This is a genomic window from Vandammella animalimorsus, from assembly GCF_002288875.1.
GTDB lineage: Bacteria > Pseudomonadota > Gammaproteobacteria > Burkholderiales > Burkholderiaceae_C > Lampropedia > Lampropedia animalimorsus.
Genome location: NZ_NTBH01000001.1, coordinates 126,774 through 148,984, shown reverse-complemented (window position 1 = coordinate 148,984; position 22,211 = coordinate 126,774). Strand labels below are relative to the sequence as shown.

14 protein-coding genes are annotated in these 22,211 nt (G+C 64.8%); 11 read left to right on the top strand and 3 right to left on the bottom strand.

Annotated features, from left to right (window positions below; translation table 11 throughout):
- Position 1: 1 nt before the first annotated feature.
- The 3 genes from CLI93_RS00595 to rpsO form a co-directional block, all read right to left on the bottom strand.
- Positions 2–1,018: an NAD(P)H-quinone oxidoreductase gene (locus tag CLI93_RS00595; RefSeq protein ID WP_095542017.1), complete on the bottom strand. Its 1,017-nt coding sequence runs from the start codon at positions 1,016–1,018 to the stop codon at positions 2–4.
- Between the two features lie 108 nt (positions 1,019–1,126).
- Positions 1,127–3,460 carry a polyribonucleotide nucleotidyltransferase gene (gene pnp / locus CLI93_RS00590; protein ID WP_095541920.1) on the bottom strand — a complete coding sequence of 778 codons (2,334 nt, stop codon included), beginning with the start codon at positions 3,458–3,460 and terminating at the stop codon, positions 1,127–1,129.
- Positions 3,461–3,832: 372 nt separating this feature from the next.
- A complete protein-coding gene (rpsO, locus tag CLI93_RS00585; RefSeq protein WP_095541919.1) occupies positions 3,833–4,099 on the bottom strand; it encodes a 30S ribosomal protein S15 in 267 nt (88 codons plus the stop codon).
- Positions 4,100–4,353: 254 nt separating this feature from the next.
- Here rpsO and CLI93_RS00580 point away from each other — a divergent pair, with 254 nt between their 5' ends.
- From CLI93_RS00580 to CLI93_RS14670, 11 genes are all read left to right on the top strand, one after another.
- Complete coding sequence (locus CLI93_RS00580; RefSeq protein ID WP_095541918.1) at positions 4,354–5,085, top strand: YggS family pyridoxal phosphate-dependent enzyme; 732 nt, start codon at positions 4,354–4,356, stop codon at positions 5,083–5,085.
- A 35-nt stretch (positions 5,086–5,120) separates the two neighbouring features.
- Positions 5,121–6,407 carry an MFS transporter gene (locus CLI93_RS00575; protein WP_095541917.1) on the top strand — a complete coding sequence of 429 codons (1,287 nt, stop codon included), beginning with the start codon at positions 5,121–5,123 and terminating at the stop codon, positions 6,405–6,407.
- 63 nt (positions 6,408–6,470) lie between these two features.
- Positions 6,471–6,902, top strand: coding sequence for a PTS sugar transporter subunit IIA (locus CLI93_RS00570; protein WP_095541916.1), 432 nt, complete (start codon positions 6,471–6,473; stop codon positions 6,900–6,902).
- A complete protein-coding gene (locus CLI93_RS00565) occupies positions 6,899–7,168 on the top strand; it encodes an HPr family phosphocarrier protein (protein ID WP_095541915.1) in 270 nt (89 codons plus the stop codon). The genes CLI93_RS00570 and CLI93_RS00565 overlap by 4 nt, the downstream gene beginning before the upstream one ends.
- A gap of 77 nt (positions 7,169–7,245) precedes the next feature.
- Positions 7,246–9,174: a phosphoenolpyruvate--protein phosphotransferase gene (ptsP, locus tag CLI93_RS00560; protein ID WP_095541914.1), complete on the top strand. Its 1,929-nt coding sequence runs from the start codon at positions 7,246–7,248 to the stop codon at positions 9,172–9,174.
- Between the two features lie 178 nt (positions 9,175–9,352).
- Positions 9,353–10,339: an NADPH:quinone oxidoreductase family protein gene (locus tag CLI93_RS00555; RefSeq protein ID WP_095541913.1), complete on the top strand. Its 987-nt coding sequence runs from the start codon at positions 9,353–9,355 to the stop codon at positions 10,337–10,339.
- 390 nt (positions 10,340–10,729) lie between these two features.
- Entirely contained in the window at positions 10,730–16,651 is a 5,922-nt protein-coding gene (locus CLI93_RS00550; protein WP_095541912.1) for a carboxypeptidase regulatory-like domain-containing protein, read from the top strand.
- Positions 16,652–16,662: 11 nt separating this feature from the next.
- On the top strand, positions 16,663–19,956 hold the full coding sequence (locus CLI93_RS00545) for a transglutaminase-like domain-containing protein (protein ID WP_095541911.1): 3,294 nt from the start codon (positions 16,663–16,665) through the stop codon (positions 19,954–19,956).
- A gap of 195 nt (positions 19,957–20,151) precedes the next feature.
- A complete protein-coding gene (locus CLI93_RS00540) occupies positions 20,152–21,276 on the top strand; it encodes a hypothetical protein (RefSeq protein WP_143326973.1) in 1,125 nt (374 codons plus the stop codon).
- A gap of 18 nt (positions 21,277–21,294) precedes the next feature.
- A complete protein-coding gene (locus CLI93_RS14675; protein WP_143326350.1) occupies positions 21,295–21,660 on the top strand; it encodes a hypothetical protein in 366 nt (121 codons plus the stop codon).
- A gap of 68 nt (positions 21,661–21,728) precedes the next feature.
- The gene (locus CLI93_RS14670) at positions 21,729–22,139 is read left to right on the top strand and encodes a hypothetical protein (protein WP_143326349.1); all 411 of its coding nucleotides are present in this window, start codon (positions 21,729–21,731) and stop codon (positions 22,137–22,139) included.
- Positions 22,140–22,211: the final 72 nt, after the last annotated feature.

The window sequence follows — 22,211 nt, the reverse complement described above, 5'->3', positions numbered from 1 at the left end:
GTCAATGCTCCCAGGTCAGCACGATCTTGCCAATGTGCTGGTTGGACTCCATCAGCGCATGGGCGCGCGCGGCGCCGCTGGGCAGGCCATCGGCCGCTTGCAGTGCATCAAAACTGGCATGCAGCACGGGCTTGACGGCGCCGCTTTCCAGCCAGGGCCAGACCTTGGCGCACAACGCCTGGGCGATGGCGCCCTTGAAGGCCACCGGGCGCGGGCGCAGCGTGCTGCCGGTGATGGTCAGGCGCCTGCGCAGCACCAGCGCGGCGTTGAAGCCGCTGTCCACGCCGCCTTGCACGGCGATGATGAGCAGCCGGCCGTCCTCGGCCAGGCATTCGACTTCGCGCTGCACGTAGCTGCCCGCCACCATGTCGAGGATGACGTCCACGCCCCGGCCATCCGTCAGGCGGCGGGCTTCTTCGGCGAAGTCGGCCGTCTTGTAATTGATGGCGTGGTCGGCGCCCAGTTCGCGCGCGGCGGCGCATTTGGCATCGGAGCCGGCGGTGACGATGACCGTGGCCCCAGCCGCCTTGGCCAGCTGGATGGCCGTTACGCCAATGCCGCTGGTGCCGCCTTGCACCAGCAGGGTTTCACCCGGCTGCAAGCGGCCCCGCTCGAACACATTGCTCCAGACGGTGAAAAAGGTCTCGGGCAGCGCAGCGGCCTGCGCGTCGCTCAAGCCGCGTGGCACGGGCAGGCATTGCGCCACGGGGGCGGTGCAGTACTGCGCATAGCCGCCACCGGCCAGCAGCGCACAGACGCGATCGCCCACGGCCAAGCCAGCCTGGGCCAGCGCGGCGGCATCACCGGCTTCGATGACGCCGGCCACTTCCAGCCCGGGCAGGTCGGAAGCCCCAGGCGGCGGCGGGTACAGGCCGCGGCGCTGCACCACGTCGGGCCGGTTCACGCCGGAGGCGCTCACGCGGATCAGCGCCTCGCCGGGGCCGGGCTGGGGCTGTGGGCGCTCGGCCGGGCGCAGCGCTTCAGGGCCGCCGGGGGCGCTTATTTCGATGCACTTCATGGTGTTGCGCAAATGGGTTGGCATGCAAAGGATGCAGGCAAACGGGGCAGCCGCGCCGCGTCAGCACGCAGGCAGCTCACCCCTTGATCGTTCCCAAGCGGGAGCCGCTCAGGCCTGCGGCTCCATGCCGCCGTGGCTGTCTTCGGCGGCGGGGCGGTCTTCACGCTCGGCGCGCTCGGCACGTTCAGTAGCGCGTTCGCCACCGCGCTCGGTGCGCTCGCCACGCGGGCGGCGCTCGCCACGGGGTTCGCGCGGCTCGCGCGGTTCACGGGGTTCGCGCGCCGGGCGCTCGTCGCCGTTGCCGCCAAAGCCATTGCCCTCGCCGCCTTCGCGCGCGGGGCGCTCCAGCAGCGCCTTCATGGACAGCTTGATGCGACCCTTTTCGTCGGTCTCCAGCACCTTGACCTTGACCACCTGGCCTTCCTGCAGGTAGTCGCTCACTTTTTCCACGCGCTCGTGCGCGATCTGGCTGATGTGCAGCAGGCCGTCCTTGCCGGGCAGGATGTTGACCAGCGCGCCAAAGTCCAGCAGCTTGGTCACCGGGCCTTCGTAGACCTGGCCGACCTCGGCCTCGGCGGTGATTTCCTCGATGCGGCGGCGGGCCTCGTCAGCGCGTGCGCTGTCGGTGCTGGCGATGGTGATGGTGCCGTCCTCGGCGATGTCGATGGTGCAGCCCGTTTCCTCGGTCAGCTGGCGGATGGTGGCGCCGCCCTTGCCGATCACGTCGCGAATCTTCTCCGGGTTGATCTTCATGGTGTAGAGCTTGGGCGCGTAGCTGCTGATCTCGGCCTTGGCCTCGCCCATGGCCTCCTGCATCTTGCCCAGGATGTGCATGCGCGCTTCCTTGGCCTGGGCCAGCGCGACCTGCATGATTTCCTTGGTGATGCCCTGGATCTTGATGTCCATTTGCAGCGCGGTGATGCCGCTGGTGGTGCCGGCCACCTTGAAGTCCATGTCGCCCAGGTGGTCCTCGTCGCCCAGGATGTCGGTCAGCACGGCGAAGCGGTTGCCCTCTTTGATCAGGCCCATGGCGATGCCGGCCACGTGCGCCTTCATGGGCACGCCCGCGTCCATCAGGCTCAGGCACCCGCCGCAGACCGAGGCCATGGACGAGGAACCGTTGGATTCGGTGATCTCGCTGACCACGCGGATGGTGTAGGGAAACTCGTCCTTGGCCGGCAGCAGCGGCACCAGGGCGCGCTTGGCCAGGCGGCCGTGGCCGATCTCGCGGCGCTTGGTGCTGCCCATGCGGCCGGCTTCGCCGGTGGCAAAGGGCGGCATGTTGTAGTGAAACAGGAAGCGGTCCTCGAACTCGCCGGCCAGCGCGTCGATGCGCTGCGCGTCGCGCTCGGTGCCCAGCGTGGTCACCACCAGCGCCTGCGTCTCGCCGCGCGTGAACAGGGCCGAGCCGTGGGTGCGCGGCAGCACGCTGCTGCGGATTTCGATGGGGCGCACGGTGCGCGTGTCGCGCCCGTCGATGCGCGGCTCGCCCGCCAGGATCTGGCCGCGCACGATGCTTGCCTCCAGCTCGAAGAGCTGGTTGTCCAGCTTCACCTCGTCATACGCCGCTTCTTCGGCGGCCAGCGCGGCCTTGATGGCGGCGTAGGCCTCGCGCACAGCCTGGGTACGGGCCTGCTTGCTGCGGATTTGGTAGGCGGCGCGCAGTTTTTCTTCGGCCAGGCCTTGCACCTTGGCGATGAAGGCCTCGTCCTTGGCCTCGGGCGTCCAGGTGCCGTCCTCGGCCCACAGCGGCTTGCCCGCCTCGCGCACCAGCTCGTGGATGGCCTCGATGGCGATCTTGCCCTGCTCGTGGCCGAAGACCACGGCGCCCAGCATCACATCCTCGCTGAGCTGGTCGGCCTCGGACTCGACCATCAGCACGGCGGCTTCGGTGCCCGCCACCACCAGATCGAGCTGGCTGTTCTTGCGTGCCGTGGGGCCGGGGTTGAGCACATACTCGCCATTGATGTAGCCCACGCGCGCCGCGCCAATGGGGCCGTTGAACGGAATGCCGCTGATGGACAGCGCCGCGCTCACGCCAATCATGGCGGCGATGTCGGCGTCCACCTCGGGGTTGAGCGACAGCGTGTGGATGACCACATGGACTTCGTTGAAGAAGCCTTCGGGGAACAGCGGGCGGATGGGCCGGTCGATCAGGCGGCTGGTCAGCGTTTCCAGCTCGCTGGGCTTGGCCTCGCGCTTGAAGAAGCTGCCGGGGATCTTGCCGGCGGCGTAGGTTTTTTCGATGTAGTCCACCGTCAGGGGGAAGAAGTCCTGACCCGGCTTGGCGCTTTTGCTGGCGGCCACGGTGGCCAGCACCACGGTGCCGTCGATGCTCACCAGCACGGCGCCGGTGGCCTGGCGGGCGATCTCGCCCGTTTCCATGACGACGGTCTTGTCGCCCCACTGGAAGGACTTGGTGACTTTGTTGAAGAGACTCATGGTTTGCTCCTGGTTGTATGGTGTGACATGGGCTCTGCGGCCTTCTGGGGCCCGCCCTTAGAGCAGAACACGATGCCATTCCATGGAGGCTCGCGCCGCCGGTTGTCGGCGTGGAGGCATCAGCCCCCATGGAATGACACAGCTTCGATCTGCCCTGCCCGCCGCCACGAATGGCGATCAAGCCATCGCCTGCGGCAAGGAAAAAGAAAATGCAGGAACGCCTGAGTGCTTCAGAGCAAACCCAGGCGTTCCTGCATTCGAGATCCGATTAGCCCAATTCCCAGTGACAGCATGGCTCAATTGCGTTCGCCGGCCTTGCTCTGACAATGCCTGCGCTCACACTTGCCGCCCTGTTGCCACCGGCAAATGGCATTACTTGCGCAGACCCAGTTTGGCGATCAGCGCGGTATAACGATCCGCATCCTTGCGCTTGAGGTAGTCCAGCAGCTTGCGACGGCGGCTGACCATGCGCAGCAAGCCGCGACGACCGTGGTGGTCTTTGGCGTGCTGTTTGAAGTGCGGCGTCAGCTCGTTGATGCGCGCCGTCAGCAAGGCCACCTGCACTTCGGGGCTGCCAGTGTCATTGGCGCTGCGCGCGTTGTCCTTGATGAGTTCAGCCTTGGTCGATGCTTCGATCATGATGTCAATTTCCTTCTTTTGAGGGCCGCTGCCCCCGTTACCACAGGCGCCGCAACAGGAAATGCGTCACGGCGTGAAAAACGCGCGATTATAGCCAGACTCTGCGCCATTTCGCCCTTTGGATGCCAGATACAGCCAGACGCCCCTGCCCACAGCGGATGACTCAGCCCCGACGCCATGCGCATGCCGAGACCGCCCTGCCCCACCTACAATCGGCGGCGTTTCCGCTCCACGCCTTGACCGGCCTCTTTGCCATGCCTTCTTCCGACGCCCTGCCGCCTGCCCAGCTGCAGATGCAGCGCAATCTTGCCAACATGCAGCAGCGCATTGCCGCTGCCTGCGCCCGCGCCGGACGTGATCCATCGCAAGTGCGCCTGCTGCCAGTGAGCAAAACGGTGCCTGCCGAGCAGTTGCGCCTGGCCTATGCCGCTGGCCTGCGCACATTAGGCGAGAACAAGGTGCAGGAGGCCTACGGCAAATGGCAGGCGCTGAGTGATCTGCCAGGGCTGCGCTGGAGCATCATCGGCCACTTGCAAAGCAACAAGGCGCGCCAGGTGGCCCAGTTTGCCGATGAGTTCCAGGCCCTGGACAGCCTGCCGCTGGCGCAGGAGCTCGATCGCCGCCTGCAGCAGCACGGCCGCAGCCTGGACGTGCTGGTGCAGGTCAACACTTCGGGAGAGGCCAGCAAGTTCGGCCTGCCCGCCAGTGAAGTGCCGCGCTTCGTACAGCAGCTGGCGCCGTTTTCTGCGTTGCGCGTGCGTGGCCTGATGACACTGGCCATGCCCAGCAGCGACGCTACGCTGGTGCGCGGCTGCTTCGTGCAGTTGCGCCAGTTGTTGGAGCGTTTGCAGCAGGAGACGGCCCTGGGCGCGCAGCTCAGCGAGCTGTCCATGGGCATGTCGGGCGATTTTGAGTGGGCCATCGAGGAAGGCGCCACCATCGTGCGCATTGGCCAGGCCATCTTCGGCGCCCGCCCCAGCGCCTGACTAGGGTCTAGGGTCGCGCCCCTGCGCATCACGCCATGAACCAGCTTCTGCCGCGCACTGCCGCCATCCGCGTATTCCTGCTGTTTGCGCTGGTGTATCTGCTCTCGATGCTGGTGCGGGCCGTCACCGCCACGCTGGCGCCCGAGCTCAGCGCCAGTTTCGCGCTGGACTCTGGCGCCCTGGGGCTGCTGGCCGGCAGTTATTTCATCGGCTTTTGCCTGATGCAAATCCCGCTGGGCATTTGCCTGGACCGCTTCGGCCCGCCGCGCACCGCCGTGGCTTTCCTCTGCGTGGCATTGCTGGGCGGCGCCATGACGGCCGCAGCCCAGACTTTCCCTCAGATGCTGTTGGGCCGAACGCTGCTGGGCCTGGGGCTGGCCGCCGGCCTGATGGCGCCGCTGACGGCCTACCGCCGCTGGTACAGCCCGGCGGCTCAGGTGCGCGCCAACGCCTGGATGCAAATGGTCGGCGCGCTGGGCATGTTGCTCTCCACCCTGCCCGTGCAATGGCTGCTGCCGCAGCTGGGCTGGCGCGGCGTGTTCTGGGCCTGGTGCGGCGTGGGCGCGCTGGCGCTACTGGGCCTGCTGTTGGGCCTGCCGCGCTGGTCGGCATCGGGCAGCGTGCTGGCCCCGCCCGGCGTGGGCGCGCCGGCCTCGGTGCTGGACATTCTCAAAGGCTACGGCGTGGTGCTGCGCAATCGCCGCTTCATCAGCGTCGCCCCGCTGGCCTTTTTCGGCTATGGCGGGCTGTTTGCCATCCTGACACTCTGGGCCGGCCCCTGGCTGCGCGATGTTTCCGGGCAAACGGCCGAGCAGGCCGCCGCCGGCCTGCTGGGCATCAACACCGCCATGATGTTGGCCTTTTTTGCCTGGGGCCTGGTGGCCGCGCCGCTGGAGCGACGCGGCATGCAACTGGAGTCGTTGACGCTGGGCACCATGCTGCTGGGCCTGCTGGTGCTGCCTTGGGTCGTCTGGCAGGGCGCGGACAGCCGCTGGCCGCACTGGGCGGTTTACTGCCTGAGCCTGACCGGCTTTTCTCTGGTGCAGCCCAAGCTGGCCCAGCAATTCCCCAGCCAGTTGGCCGGGCGAGCGCTGACGGCCTTCAATCTGGTGATCTTCACGGGCACCTTCTTCGTGCAATGGGGCCTGGGCCTGGCCATTGACCTGCTGCAAACGCTGGGCTGGTCGCAGCCGGCAGCCTACCAGGGCGCGATGCTGCTGCTGTGGCTGTGCAAGCTGCTGGCGCTGGGCTGGTTCCTGCGGCGGCACCTGCCACCCGCACGGCCCAACGCCGGGCCGGACGAGCACGCACAGCGCGTATGATCGGCGCAACGCCTGCACTTTGCCCAGGCTCTTGCACACCTGCCATTTCCCCAACCATTGCCCATGCCCGCCTGCCGCATCCTGATCGTCGCCCACGCCCCTCTGGCCAATGCCCTGAAGGCCTGCGCCGCCCATGTGCTGGCCGAGCTGGCGCAGGACGTGCTGACACTGGACGTGCAGCCCACGCACGACACCGCCTGGGGCCTGGCACAGGCGCCTGCCCTGCTGGGCGCATCGCCCGCGCCCGTGCTGCTGCTCACCGACGTGGTGGGCGCAACCCCTTACCACGTAGCCTGCGCGCTGCAGCAATGGTGTGCCGCGCATGGCATTAGCGCCCAGGTGCTGACCGGCGCCAACCTGCCCATGCTGCTGCGCAGCCTGACCTACCGCCACGAGCCGCTGCCCGTGCTGCTCGAGCGCGCCCAAAGCGGCGGCGTGCAAGGCATTGCCGCCGTGCCCAGCGCGGCCCCATCACCCAGCCCAGCCTCCGCATGATTCAAACCACCGCCACCATCGTCAACAAATTGGGCCTGCACGCACGGGCCTCCGCCAAGCTGACCAAGCTGGCCAGCAGCTTTCCGTGCCAGGTGTGGATGGCGCGCAACGGGCGCCGCATCAACGCCAAAAGCATCATGGGCGTGATGATGCTGGCTGCCGGTCAGGGCGCGCAGGTGCAGCTCGAAACCGAAGGCGAACAAGAAGAACAGGCCATGCAAGCCCTGCTGGAGCTGATTGCCGACCGCTTTGGCGAAAGCGAATGAGCGGCGCGTCACAGCCGCCGCCAGCGGGCACGGCCGGCAATGCCGACGCGGCACATTTCGAGGAGAGGAGAACACGCATGAAACCACCCATCCAAGGCATCGCCGTCTCAAGTGGCATCGCCATTGGCCGGGCCTTGCTGCTGGGCAAGGAGCCACTGCCCGTGCAGCACTACCTGGTCGGCAAGGCCCAGGTGGCGCACGAGCTGCAGCGCCTGGAAAAAGGCTTTGCCCTGGCCATCGGCGAGCTGCGCCGCGTGCAGCACAGCATTGCCGAAGACCCTGCCTCCAGCGATCTGCACGCGCTGCTGGACGTGCACGCCATGCTGCTGGAGGACGAAGCGCTGCAGCAAGGCGCTGCCGCCTTTGTGCGCCAGCGCCGCTACAACGCCGAGTGGGCGCTGATGCAGCAACTGGCCCAGTACGCGCGCGAGTTCGACGCCATGGACGACGACTACCTGCGCGAGCGCAAAACCGATCTGGAGCAGCTCGTCGCCCGCGTCGTGCAATGCATTCAGGCGCAGGATCGGCAAGGTCGCGGCCAGGCCGCTGCACCGCCGCCGGGCGCCTTGGGCGCGGCCCTCAGCAGCATCCAACAAACTCAGGCCACTCTCAAGGCCCCAACGCCTCAGGCAACTCAACAAAATCCACAACAGGCCAGTCAGAGCCACCCAACAGCAGAAGATTTGCCGCTGATCGTCGTCGCCCACGAACTGGCTCCGGCGGACATGCTGCACTTTCGGCAAAACATCTTTGCCGGCTTCGTCGTCGACACCGGCGGCGCCACTTCACACACCGCCATCGTTGCGCGCAGCCTGGACATCCCCGCCGTAGTCGGCGCCAAAGATGCCACCAGCCGCGTCACCCAGGACTGTCTGCTGATCGTCCATGCCGATGCTGGCCAGGTCATCGTCAACCCCGATGCCGCCACCCTGGCGCACTACCGCCAGCTGCAGCAGCAGCTGCAACAGGTGCGCCAGCGCCGCCAGCGCCTGCGCTACACCCCGGCCATCACCCACGACGGCCAGGGCATCGAGCTGCTGGCCAACATCGAGCTGCCCGGAGACTGCGCCGCTGCGCTGAACAACAGCGCTGTTGGGGTTGGACTGTTCCGCAGCGAGTTTCTCTTCATGGGGCGACAAGGCACATTGCCCGACGAGCAGGAACAATACCGCGCCTACCGCGACGCCATGCTGGCCATGCAAGGCCTGCCCGTGACCATCCGCACCGTCGACATCGGCGCGGACAAGGCGCTGGACGGCCAGGCCGTCAGCCGCCAGACGCAAGAGCACTCCGCGCTGGGGCTGCGCGCCATCCGCTGGAGCCTGGCCAGCCCGGCCATGTTCCGCACCCAGCTGCGCGCGTTGCTGCGCGCCGCAGTGCACGGACCGCTGCGCATCCTCTTCCCGATGCTGGGCCAGCGGCAGGAAATCCAGCAGGTGCTGAACCAGCTGGAGCTGGCCCGCGAGGAGTTGCGCGCCAGCCAGACGCCATTCGGCCCCGTGCTGGTGGGCGCGATGATCGAGGTGCCCGCCGCCGCGCTGACCATCGACCAGTTCCTGCAGCACTTCGACTTCGTCTCCCTGGGCACCAACGACCTGACGCAATACACCCTGGCTGTGGACCGCGCCGACGAATCCGTGGCCCATTTGTTCGACGCCACCCACCCGGCCGTGCTGCAACTGATTGCCCACGTCATCCAGCGCTGCCAGGCGCGCGGCAAACCCGTGTGCGTCTGCGGCGAAATTGCCGGCGAGCCCGAGCTGACCGAGCTGCTGCTGGGCCTGGGGCTGCGCTCCTTCTCCATGCACCCGGCGCAAATCCTGGCCGTCAAGGAGCGCATCCTGCTGGCCGACACCCAGGCCCTGCAGCCCTGGGCCCGCAGCGTGCTGCAGGCCGAAGACCCCAAGGCCCTGCTGCAGCAAAGCCCTTGCAACGCACCTGAGGCCGCGCCGCTGCAGCCCCGCAGCGCCCACCCCTGCCCAGAGCCCACTGCGCTCAACGCATAGCCGCGTCACGCCCGCGCAGCCCTGCTGCGCTGCCAAGTGATGCCTTGGTTACTGCCGATCAGCGCTTTTTGCGTTGCAATGGCGCGCTTTTTCTTTGAACAGGCTCTTGCAGCAGGCCACTTGCGCACCGCAAGCAACCTGCCTGTACCGCCATCCCCAACCCACAAGGAGCCCACCCATGCACGCATGGCTTTGCAGCGACCCATCCGGCCCAGAGAAACTGCAGTGGCAGCAGCAGCCCACGCCCAGCCCCGGCAAGGGCCAGGCGCTGGTGCGCATCCACGCCGCCAGCCTGAACTTCCCCGATCTGCTGATCGTGCAGAACAAATACCAGATCAAGCCGCCCCTGCCCTTCGTACCCGGCTCGGAATACGCCGGCGTGGTTGAGGCCGTCGGCGAAGGCGTGCAGCATCTGCGGCCCGGCCAGCGCGTGGCGGCTCTGAGCGGCACGGGCGGCTTTGCCACGCACACCCTGGTCGACGCCAAGCTGTGCATGCCGCTGCCCGATGCCTTCAGCTTCGAGGATGCGGCCGCCTTCATCATGACCTACGCCACCTCCCACCACGCGCTGATCGACCGCGGCGCACTGCAGCCCGGCGAGACCGTGCTGGTGCTGGGCGCAGCCGGCGGCGTGGGCACAGCGGCAATCCAAATCGCCAAAGCCCAGGGCGCCCGGGTCATCGCAGCAGCCTCCAGCGCCGAGAAATGCGCCCTGTGCGAGCAGATCGGCGCCGATGCCAGCATCAACTACCAGGAGCAGGACCTGCGCGAAGCGCTCAAGACGCTGACCGACGGCAAGGGCCCGGACGTGATCTACGACCCCGTGGGCGGCCCATGGGCCGAGCCGGCCTTTCGCTCCATCGCCTGGCGCGGGCGCTATCTGGTGATCGGCTTTGCCGCCGGCCCCATCCCCGCGCTGCCGCTGAACCTGCCGCTGCTCAAGGGCGCGTCCATCGTCGGCGTGTTCTGGGGCGCCTTCAGCCAGAAGGAGCCGGCCGCCAACGCCGCCATGCTGCAGCAGCTGGCCCAGTGGTATCAACAGGGCAAGATCAAGCCCGTGATCGACGCCACCCTGCCCATGCGCGAGCTGCCCCAGGCTTACGCCCGCATGGGCCAGCGCAACGTGCGCGGCAAACTGGTGCTGGTCAACGACGCGCAGGAGTAACCCGCCACAGCGCGCTGCCCGCCCGCCTGCGCGATGGCAGCGCAGGTGGAAATGGGTATCCCAGGCCCAAAGCAAGCCCAGCAGCAGTCCAAGGGCCGAGCGCAGCGCTGGCCCGGGCCAAACCCCCTGCTACGGACAACTCCCTATGGACAAATGAGCGATTCGAACTGAAGCTTTGAAAACAACTGCAACTGAAAATTGCAAAAAACAAGCCACAGCCAAGGCCTTGTCAAGAATCGCTGTGCAACGATCCAAGCGTCAAAACAGCGATGTTGCGCATGCCAGGCGTTGTGGTCAACGAGGGAGCTTGCCGTGCAGCGTTCAACACCATCGCCTCGCCGATTCAGGATCGGGTCAGCGCTTTTTCTGTTTGTGCTGTGCTGCCTTTTCATGGGCGCTCACGGCTGGGCACAGGCGCCAGCGCCGGCCGATGCCGCATTGCAGCGCGGGGCCAGCTGGCTCCAGGCGCAAGTCCAGCCCAATGGGCAACTGGCGTCCGAGCCTGCTTCCGCCGCGCTGCCGCTGCAGGCCCGCTCTGAAACGGCCCGCACGCTCAAGGCGCTGGCCATGCAGCCGCTGCCGCCTGCGCTGCTCGGCGCCATCGACAGCCCCGCGGCCAACACCACCGAGTACCTGGCGCGCCAGGCCATGGCCCGCCAACAGGCCGGCACGGCCGATGCCGCCCTGCTGGACGGGCTGATCGCCCTGCAGAACACCGACGGCAGCTTCGGCGCTGCCGCAGGCCATCCAGGCAACGCGCAAGATACCGCCTGGGCACTGCATGCCCTGGCCGCCAGCCGGGCATCCGGCGCGGCCGCAGCCCAGGCGCTGGGCTGGCTGATCGCCGCGCAGCAGGCCGATGGCGCATGGCCGCTGATGCCCGATGGCGATGCCATCGTGAGCACGGCGCTGGCCGTCCAGGCGCTGACCCCGTATCGTCAGCAGCCCACGGCCCGCGAGGCCTTGGCCAAGGCCCGCGCGTGGCTGACGGCCCAGCGCGATGCCAGCCAGAGCTGGGGCAGCGACTTGCGCACCGCCCAGGCCTTGCTGGCAGTATTGCCTGGCCTGGATACCGCCGCCGGCATGCAAGCCCCCCTGGCCGCCTTGCGGCAATCGCAGCGCAGCGACGGCAGCTGGGCGGGCGACCCGCACCTGAGCGCGCTGGCCCTGCACGCGCTGTGGCTGGCCGGGCAGCCTGCCACCAACCCGGATCTGGCCAGCGTGCAGGGCCGGCTGCTCGATGCGCAGACGCGAGCCCCCTTGGCAGGCTTTGCCGTGCGCCTTCAAGGGCCCGCAGATGCCCAGGCCACGGCCGATGCCACTGGAGCCTTTGGATTGACAGGGCTGGTCGCAGGCAACTACACCCTGAGCGTTCCCGCACAGGGTGAATTCCTGGAGCTGCGGGCCCAGCTCGTTCTGGCCCAGGGTCAAAAGTTGGATGTGGGCTCCATCCTGCTCAATCGCACGGCCCAACCCAGCACGGCCACGGTGCTGGGCACCGTCACCCATGCCGACACCGGCGCGCCCCTGGAAGGCGTGGCGGTCTCCGCCGCAGGCATGACGACCACCACGGCGGCCGATGGCAGCTATCAAATGCTCAACGTGCCGCCGGGCGATCTGGATCTGCTGGCCGGCAAGGCCGGTTTTCGCCGCGTTGCGGGCAAGGTGCGCCTGCAGGCGGGGGAGACGGCCATTTTTTCGCCGGCGCTGAAACCGCTCCCAGCCGGCGGCGCGCCCCAAGGGGAAATCTCCGGAATCGTCTCGGACATCCTGAGCGGCCAGGCCATTGCGGCGGCAGAGGTTGCCGTCACGGGCGCCTTTTCAGCCACCGTGCAAACCGATGCGGCAGGCCGCTACCGGATTTCGCCCCTTGCGCAGGCCGGCGAGATCCAAATCACGGTCACGGCCGCAGGCTATCAGCAGGCCTCGGGCGCGGCGGTCGTCGCCGTGGATTCGGCGCTGGACTTCTCCCCCAGGCTGGTTCGGGCGGGCGCAGCCCCAGGCACGGGCAAGATCCACGGCGTGGTGCTGGACGCAGACACCGCCATGCCGCTGGAGGGCGCGCTCATCCGCGCCGGCAGCCTGACAGCCACCAGCAACCAGGATGGCAGCTATCTCATCGACCATGTGCCAGCGGGCGCCGTGCGTTTGACGGCCAGCCTGCCCGGCTACGCCAGCGCCTCGGCCGAGGGAGCGATGATTGCCGGCGGCCTGCTGGAGTTTTCCCCCCGGCTGAGCAAGGCAACGGCTGCGCTGGCCGCCAGCGCCATTTTTGGCACGGTCACCCAACAAAAAAATGGCCAGCCCGTGGCGGGCGCGCAGGTCTATGCGTCCGGGGTACAAAGCCACTCGGCGCTCACGGACGCACAAGGCCGCTACCGCATCGAAGGGCTGGCCGAGGGCAACTACTCCGTCACCATCAGCCACGATGGCCTGGCCGCCGCCACGGTGAACTTCGACTTGCCAGCGCGCACCGAAATGGACTTCTCCCCCATGCTCAGCGAGTCTGGCGCTTCATCGGTGGTGATCCCCAACAGCGCCACGCTCTCGGGTCGGCTGATCGACAGCGTCACCCAGCAGCCCATTGAGACGGCAACGTACCGGCTCGAAGGCCAGACGCGCGAGCGCGGCGTCAACCGCCTCGGCCGCTTCAACATCCTGGGGGTGCACGATGCACGGGTGAGCGTGGTCTTCAGCGCGCCAGGCTACCACCCGCTGCAGGTGCAGCTGCCCGTGACCCCATTGCTCCAGCAGGACGTGGGCGACCTGCACATGCAGCGCATCGTTGCCGCGCGCCTGCCGGACCTGGCCATTGCGCGGTTCGACGTCTCAAGCCTGCAGTCCGACCCCGACACGCTGCAGCTCTCCGGGCAGGTACAGGTCGAAGTGATCAACCAGGGGGCGCAGGACGTCAGCCAGCCGTTTTCCGTGCTCGTCTTCGAGGACGTCAACCGCACTGGCAGCTACGAACCGGCGCAAGACCGCATGCTGGGCAAGGCCCAGGTGCAGGCCGGCCTGCCCATTGGCCAGCTGCAGGCGCTGGACATTGCCGTAGGCGGCCAGCTGCGCTTTCGCGATGCGCCGCTGGCGCTTTGGCTCGACAGTGAGCATCAGGTCGTCGAGCTCGACGAGGCCAACAACCTCGATGGCTACGGCACGACGGCACAGCAAGCGGCCAAGCTGTACGACCAGGCACAGGATTTTGCAGAAGGGCGCCGCATCAACGTGGCTGTCAATGGCGCCGGCACGGCCTTGCAACTGGCCGAGCACACCCGGGCGTTCGACAACATCTGGATTGCCAATTCCGGGCGCGGCACCATTTTGAAAGTCAGCATTGCCACAGGCGCCGTGCTGGGCGAATACCACAGCGCCCCGCAAGGCATGGGCAAGAACCCCTCGCGCACCACCGTGGACAAGAACGGCAATGTCTGGGTGGGCAATCGCAACGAATCCTCAACTGTCGAGGCCGATGCCATCGCCCCCGGCCTGCCTGCGCAAAGCCGCGCGATGGGCTCCATCGTCAAGATCGGCCTGCTGGAAAACGGTCAGTGCGAGGACCGCAACGGCAATGGCGTGATCGACACCTCCACGGGCCTGGGCGACCTCAGGGACTGGAGCAACGCAGGCGATGCCGATCGCCTGGGCGGAGTCGCCACCGCCGAGGACGAATGCATCCTGGCCTATGCACGGGTCAACTCGGCGGGCACGCGCCACATCTCGGTCGATCGCCGCAACCAGGTCTGGGTCAGCGGCACCGGAGGGCGCCACTTCGACTTGGTCGATGAGCAAGGCCGCATCGTCCGCCAGGAAAGCAGCGTGGGCTGGGGCGGATACGGCGGGCTGATCGACGCCAACGACGTGATCTGGTCCTCCAGCGGCGGCTGGGGCCTGCTGCGCTGGGACGTTCAGCACCCATTGAGCGGCCCCAACGGCGTCCACTGGCATGGCATGGGCCGCGCCAGCTATGGCCTGTGCATCGACAGCCGCGGCAATGTCTGGGACAGCCGCGGCAGCGTCTACCGCCCCGATGGTTCGCTGCTGCGCACCTATGCGGGAGGGCATCAAGGCTGCGCAGTCGATGACAACGACAACGTCTGGGTTGCCACAGGCTCTTACGTCAACCGCTACACCAATGAAGGGGTATTCGTCGGCGCCATCCAGACTGGCGGCACGACCGGCCTGTCCACCGACGCCAATGGTTACGTCTGGGCCGTGGGTGGCAGCCGCTACCAGCGCATCGACCCCGCCGCCGGCGCCGTGGGCGCCGATGGCCTCACCCCCATTGGCGCCATCGACATCGTGGGCCCCGACCTGGGGCCGGGCAGCTACCTGTACAACTACAGCGACATGACCGGCAGCACGCTCTCGGGCAAGCCCCAGCAGGGCACCTGGACGGCCATCTACGACAGCCAGCGCGCAGCAACGCCCTGGGGCATGATCGATTGGCATGCCCAGGCACTGGGCGATGGGCAGCTGACGGTCACCGCCTCCAGCAGCGAGGACTGCCAGCGCTTCTCGCCCCCTGTTGCGGTGGTCTCGGGCCAGGCACTGGCCCAGGTGCCCGCCGGCCGCTGCCTGCAAGTCAGCGTGCACTTCAGGCGCGCCAGCACCGGCGAAAGCCCTGTGCTGTACGACCTGAAGATTCGCCCTGCCGTGCCAGACCTGACGGCCGGGCAGATCCAGGCCGTGGATGCAGGCGCGGGCCAGGTGGCGCTGCAAGCCACCATTGGCAACGCCAGCCCATTCAATGCGGGGGCCTTCGAAGTCGCCTTCTGGCGCGGCCAGCCCGGCGCAGGCGGCGCCCTGCTGGGCACTGTGCCCATCGCCGCCATGGCGGCAGGCCAGCACATGCCCGTGCGCCTGCCTGGGGTCGACCCCGGCCTGCTGGGCCTGGGCGAGTTCGTCACCATCCATGCCGACAGCGCCGATGCCCATGCGGAGTACAACGAGGACAACAACACCGTGGCCGCCCCACTGAGGGCGCGCAACCTGCTGGCCGCCATCACCGTCGCCACCGATCAGCCCGTCTACCCCAGCCAAAGTCCGGTGGAGCTCTCGGCGCTGGTGCGCAACCTGGGCAGCTTTGATGCCGCGCTGAGCGTGGCCTTGCAGGTGCGCGATGCGCAGGGGCAGAGCGTGGCGCAATTCCCGCCCCATGCCCTGGGGCAGGTGGCCGCAGGGGCGCAAACCCCGCACAGCCAGGCCTGGCACACCGGCGCCCTCAGCGCGGGCGGCTACACCCTGCACGGCCAGGCGCTTGCCCCCGATGGCCAAGTGCTGGCACAGGCCTTCACCCCCTTTGCCATTGCCGCCAGCGGCCCAGGCGCGCCCGCAGCCGCGCTCGGCGTTGCCACTGACCGGGCCCAGTACAGCCCCGATGACCGCGTGCGCATCGATGCCCTGGCGCGCAACCTCACGGCCAATGCCGCCATCGACGATGCCCGCATCACCCTGGAGGTGCGCGGCCCGCAAGGCCAACTCATCGCCAGCCACACCCTGCCCGTGGGGCAGTTGGCCGCCGGCGCGCTGCGCGTCGTGGATGTGCTGCAACCCCTGCGCCAGGCGCCGCTGGGCGCCTACACCATCGCCGCCACCCTCATCGGCAGTGGCCGCTTCCACGGCAGCGCCGTGCAGGATGTGGCCCTGGCCAGCGCCAGCGCCCGTTTCGAGGTGGTGGCCCAAGGCGGCCCCGGCCCCAGCCCCGGCGCGCAGGCCGACTACAGCATCCGCAAGAGCGCGCCCCAGCCCGCCATCGCCACAGGCGGCCAGGCCCGCTGGGTCATCACCGTCGCCAACCAGGGCCCGCACGATGGCCACGGCGTGCTGATCGAGGACGCCCTGCCCTCCGGCCTGACGCAAGCGCAATGGACTTGCAGCGCCAGCGGCCAGGCCCAGTGCGGGCGCGCCAGCGGCCAGGGCCCCGTGCGGCTCGATGCCCTGATCCCCAGCGGCGCGGGCCATGCCGTCACCATCGTCGTCACCGCCACCGCCCCTGCTGCGGGCACTTTGGACAACACTGCCCGCATCAGCGCGCTGGGCGGCAGCATCGATGTCAACAGCGCCAACAACCAGGCCAGCGCCCGCATCACCGTCACAGGCCCCGCGCCCACGCCGGGGCCCGTGCCAGGGCCGGGGCCAGGGCCAACGCCCAACACAGGCGCCACGCCGGGCACGCCCCCGGTGCCCGTGCCCGTCGGCGCGCCCTGGGCCATCATCGGCCTGCTGGCGCTGCTGCTGGCCGCACACCCGGCAAGCCGCGCAGCCAGGCGCCCGGCCGCGCGCCAACCCCATTGCAAGAACAAAAAACCGTGAGGAGAGCCGCCATGCCCATCGCCCGCCCAGGCCCCGCCAGCCGCGCACGCCCCCAGGAACACCCCCACGGGCAAGGCGTGGGCTGGTTCAAGAAAAGCATCTGCACGCTGTTTTCTCTGGCCCTCATCAACACCCTGGCCATGCCGCTGACCCAGGCCATGCAAATCGAGCGCCACAAGCAGGCCCTGCAAGAGCTGGCCACGCCCAGCCCCGCCGAGCACTACGCCCAGGCCCTGGCCGCGCTCGGCCTGGCCCTGGCTGGCGATGACGCCCACGCCCGCCCATCGGCCACGCAACGCCCCTCGGCCCCAACGCCCGCCCTGGCCGAGCTGGCGCCCCAGCTGGCCCGGCACGCCCAGCGCCTGCAGCAGCAATGGGATGAATTGCGCCAAGGCTGGGCAGACGCTGGCGTCGATGCCGCCATCCTGGCGCGCCAGCGCCAGATAGAGGCCGACTTCGCCAGCCAGCACCGCCAGCTCATGGCCCTGCTGCGCGAGGCCGCAGCCCAGCCCGCCAGCGCCAGCGCCCGCCAGGCCCTGGCCGACTTCGTGCAAACCCAGCGCCCGCGCCCCAGCCAGCTGCCCCTTGACCTCAACCACCTGCCCTGGCAGGTGCTGCGCCCCAGCCCCCAGGCGCCCGCGCAAACCGCGCAACAACTGGAGCAAAACCTGCTGCCAGAGCCAGAAACCCCGCCCGCCAGCGCCCAGGCCAGCACAACCCAGGCAGGCAAAGCCCAAACCGCCCCACCCCAGGCCCCGGCCGCGCCGCGCCCCATCAGCTACCGCCTGGCCATCGATGCCGATGCCAGCGCCGCCGCCGCCTCAAACGCCAGCGCCAAATCGGCCCAATCCACCCCCGCCAAATCCGCCAGCGCCCCCACCGCTGCCGACCTGGCCGCCACGCCCGAGGCCCCGCACAGCCCGCAGATCCAGGCCCTGGCCCAAAGCCTGGGCGGCAATCCCTTCAAAATCCACCAGTGGGTGCACGACCACATCCACTTTCACCCCAGCCACGGCAGCGTGCAGGGCGCGCAGGACACCCTGGACAAGCAACGCGGCAACGCCTACGACACCGCCAGCCTGCTCATCGCCTTGCTGCGCAGCTCGGGCATCCCGGCGCGCTACGTCTATGGCACGGTGGATATCCCCATCGCCCAGGTTCAGAACTGGGTCGGCGGCGCGGCCACCGCCCATGCCGCGCAGCAAATCCTCGGCCAGGGCGGCGTGCCCAATGTCATCCTCACCCGCGGCGGGGTGGATGTGGCCTTTCGCCTTGAGCACGTCTGGGTCGAGGCGCTGATCCAGTACCACCCAGGCCGCGGCACGCGCCACGTGCCCGGCCAGAGCCAGCCCGATGCCTGGGTGCCGCTGGATGCCAGCTTCAAGCAGTTCGATCACTCCAGCGGCATGGATTTGCAAGCGGCCGTTCCTTTTGATGCCAACGCCTTGCTCTCTGCCGCCCAACAAGGCGCGCGCATCAACGAGGCCGAGGGCTGGGTGCAGCATCTCAATACCCAGGCTGTGGATAGCCAACTGCGCACTTACCAGAATCAGCTCAAGGCCCATATCCAAAGCCACAACGGCGGCAACAGCACGGTGGGCGATGTGCTGGGCACGCGCAAGCCCCGCATTTACGCCCTGCCCTATCTGGCGGGGACTTTGCCCTACGCCGTCCGCGCCAGGGCTGCGCCCATGAGCGAGATTCCTGCGCGCCACAAGGCGCAGTTCCAATACGCCATCTATGCCGACCAGCGCAGCGCCGCCTGGGGCGATGGCCCGCTGCTGCAATGGCAAGCGCCCACCGCCGAGATCGCCGGCAAGAAGCTCACCATCGCCTGGGTGGCCGCCACGCCGGCCGATCAACAGGCCATCGAGGCCTTGATCCCCACGCCAGCGCCAGGCCAAGAGCTGGACCCCAGCCAATTGCCCCAGGGCCTGCCATCGAGCATCCATCTCAAGCCGGAAATCCGCCTCGATGGCCAGACCGTGGCCACCGGCAGCGCCATGCGCGCCGGCGCCGAGCCTGTGGGAGTTGGCGGCTTTACCCGTTACGGCAGCAGCAACCAATGGGATACCAGCCGCGATCAACTCATCGCCGGCCAGCAAACGGCCATTGGCCTTTCCATCCAGGGCATCAGCCAAGGGCAAATGCAGCGGCTCAAGGAACGCATGGAGGCCACCAAGCAAAAGCTCGAACAAGCCCTGGCGCTGCCGCCCAACCAAAGAGCAGCCGCCCTGCAAGGCATCACCGGAGAACACCTCACCGGCGACATGCTCACCGCCACCGTCTGGGGCTACTTCGCCAGCCTGCAAAGCTATGGGGCCATTGCTGGATCACAGGCCCAAGTCATCGACTTGCCCGCATTGCAATACGGCCTGTTCCATGCCCAGGTGCAGCCACGCAAACCCTTTGGGCTGGTCACCACCGGCATCAGCTTCAAGGGGCTGAACATGGACATTGGGCATGTGAGGAGTATTCGCTGGGTCAAGGACGATGATCCCAACAGCCCCATCAACAACAAGCCCGAGCTGACACAAAACGGCAAGACTGCGGCGCAGAACCGCTGGATTGCCTACAACAAGGCCAAGGGGCAGTACAGCAGTGCGCAGGAGCACGCCACGCCGGAGGCTTTCTGGGTGGATAAAAACCAGTGCCGCTACATGGACGCAAACGGCACCATTCAGAATCCGACAATGCAGCCCTGTGCAGAAGGCATCAGCGCCGTCAAGGCCATCGCCATTGCGCAGCAGCAGGGGCAGAAGATTTACACCATCACACAAGCCAACGCTGCAACAGCATTGCCCAAACTGCCCATCGGGGGCGAAATAGGCGCTGAAATCCGCAATGCCATCCAGGCAGGTAAAGAAGTCACCTTCCACGAAGCCCGCATCCATGAGCACGGCTGGAGCGGCTATGGGTACAGCATCGTGGATCCGGAAACAGGGGCCGGGGCTTATTTGATTGAGGGGAAGGGGAATGGGGGGTGGTTAGATATCGCAAAAACAAAAATATTGCAGATAATTAACTTAGCAAATGACGCATATACACTATTCGGAATTTTTAATGACTTCTTTGCCACTTTCTCAAATATACTCGATGTAATCAATTCAGAAAATTGTGGACTCGGCATTAAGGCACAAGCCATCATAACATTTATTGGCATTCTCATGGCTAGCATAACATTTATTGCGCTAACGATTGCGGTTAGCGGATTTGTGATGGCAGCAATAGGCGGAATCGGTGGCTATTTGATGAGCGAGGCGCAAGGAATGCTGGGAAATTTTTGGCGAGAAATTTGCAATTAACGAGGAGCCACATGATGAAAAGCATCAATCTAAAATCTTTTATCATTGCATCACTATTCGTTATAGCCACTGAATTTTTTCTAATCAAACACTTATTAAAAACCAACTTTTTCCATGAATCCAGCCTAGCAATAATCCAGAGAAAGCTATACCTCCCTGTAATCATCGTTGGAGCTCCTGTTTATTTGATTTGCAATGCTTTTTTCACAAAAAATAAGCAATCAAAAAACAAAACCAATAATTCATGACCGCACCGGCGACATGCTCACCGCCACCGTCTGGGGCTACTTCGCCAGCCTGCAAAGCTATGGGGCCATTGCCGGGTCACAGGCCGAAGTCATCGACCTGCCCGCATTGCAATACGGCCTGCTCCATGCCCAGGTGCAGCCACGCAAACCCTTTGGGCTGGTCACTACCGGCATCAGCTTCAAGGGGCTGAACATGGACATTGGGCATGTGCGCAGCATTCGTTGGGTCAAGGACGATGATCCCAACAGCCCGATCAACAACAAACCAGAGCTGACACAAAACGGCAAGACTGCGGCGCAAAACCGATGGATTGCCTACAACAAGGCCAAGGGGCAGTACAGCAGTGCGCAGGAGCACGCCACGCCAGAAGCCTTCTGGGTGGATAAAAACCAGTGCCGCTACATGGACAGCAATGGGCAAGTGCAGAATCCGACAATGCAGCCCTGTGCAGAAGGGATATCGGCAGTCAAGGCCATTGCCATTGCGCAGCAGCAGGGGCAGAAGATTTACACCATCAATGAAAACAACCGAGACACTGCCCTGCCCAAACTGCCCATTGGCGGAGAAGTGGGCGCTGAAATCCGCAATGCCATCCAGGCAGGTAAAGAAGTCACCTTCCACGAAGCCCGCATCCATGAGCACGGCTGGAGCGGCTATGGATACAGCATCGTGGATCCTGAAACCGGGGCCGGGGCTTATTTGATTGAGGGGAAGGGAAATGGGGGGTGGTTTTCGTTAGTAGCCCTAGCTGCAGTCGCACTTTTTTTACTTTTCGGAATTATCGGAAGCTTAGCATTGGGCGGATTGATTGCATCTATTGCATTGCTTCCATTCTACACACTAGCAATTGGAGCACTTGCTCTATTATCTTCTCTTTTAGCAGACAACAATGGTGGATTTGATTATGATTGCGGAGGAATTTCAACCTGTGACTCAAGCGATTATATCGTCATGATCTTAGCCGCAGCATCTTCCATAGCATTAATTACCTCTGGCAGCATCCTTGGAGTTGTAGTCGGCATCCTTTTATTTGTCAGCTTCATTAGAGGGAAATATGTCCCTAACCCTTGATAAAGATCAATTCAAACCATGCACCTTCTTATAACCCTCACCCTTTCCAGCATAGCCATCATTGTAATTTTTTTTCATGTAACACGTCTAGTCAGAGATGCCACATTAACTCTCAAAGATCACGGATTTTCGTATGAACATAAAATCATTGAAGCGCACATTTCCTACAACAACATAAGGAGCATAAAAATTAAAAAAAGTCCACTTGGAAAGAAAATTATTTTAAATGGAGAATTCAAAATAAAAATCAAAAACTTTGGACAACAACCCAGAAGCACTCTAGAAATCCATGAATCCAAAAATTTTGACATTGATGATGCCTTTTCTGTGATTTTTAATCACGCAAACAAAATAACTAATAAAATTCAAAAACAAGACTTATGAGCTCACAAAATTAGCAGTAACCGTATCTATCGCGCTAACAGCACCACCTTCATTCTTGGAATTAATTCTTGGCATCTACCTATTCATATTGTTCGCAAAGGGTCACTATGCCTACTAAGTCAATAATATTTTTTGCCTTAATTTTTTCATTATTTTTAATTATGAATCTGCTTTCCAATAAAATCAAAAAAGAAATAATCTTTCGAGAAAATTATTTCATATATAAAGGAAATAATTTCCTTGTAAAAATTCCATACAGGGAAATAAAACAAATATTGCTAGAAAGAAAAATGTTAACGAAAAGAGTGATTGTAAAGGGGGATTTTTTCATAAATCACAGAACTATAAGCAGTCACAGAATATCCATTCTGCCAATAGAAGAACAAGGCAACTTGAATGCGGAAGAAATATTTAACACAATCAAGTCACGAATGAATGAGGCCATTAACGCGGCAAAAAATAATACTGCACTCGATTGACTTATTTTAATATCATCTACAACAGGGTGAATCAGGGATAAAATGAGCGACTTTGCGAGACTGTGTTTAGTA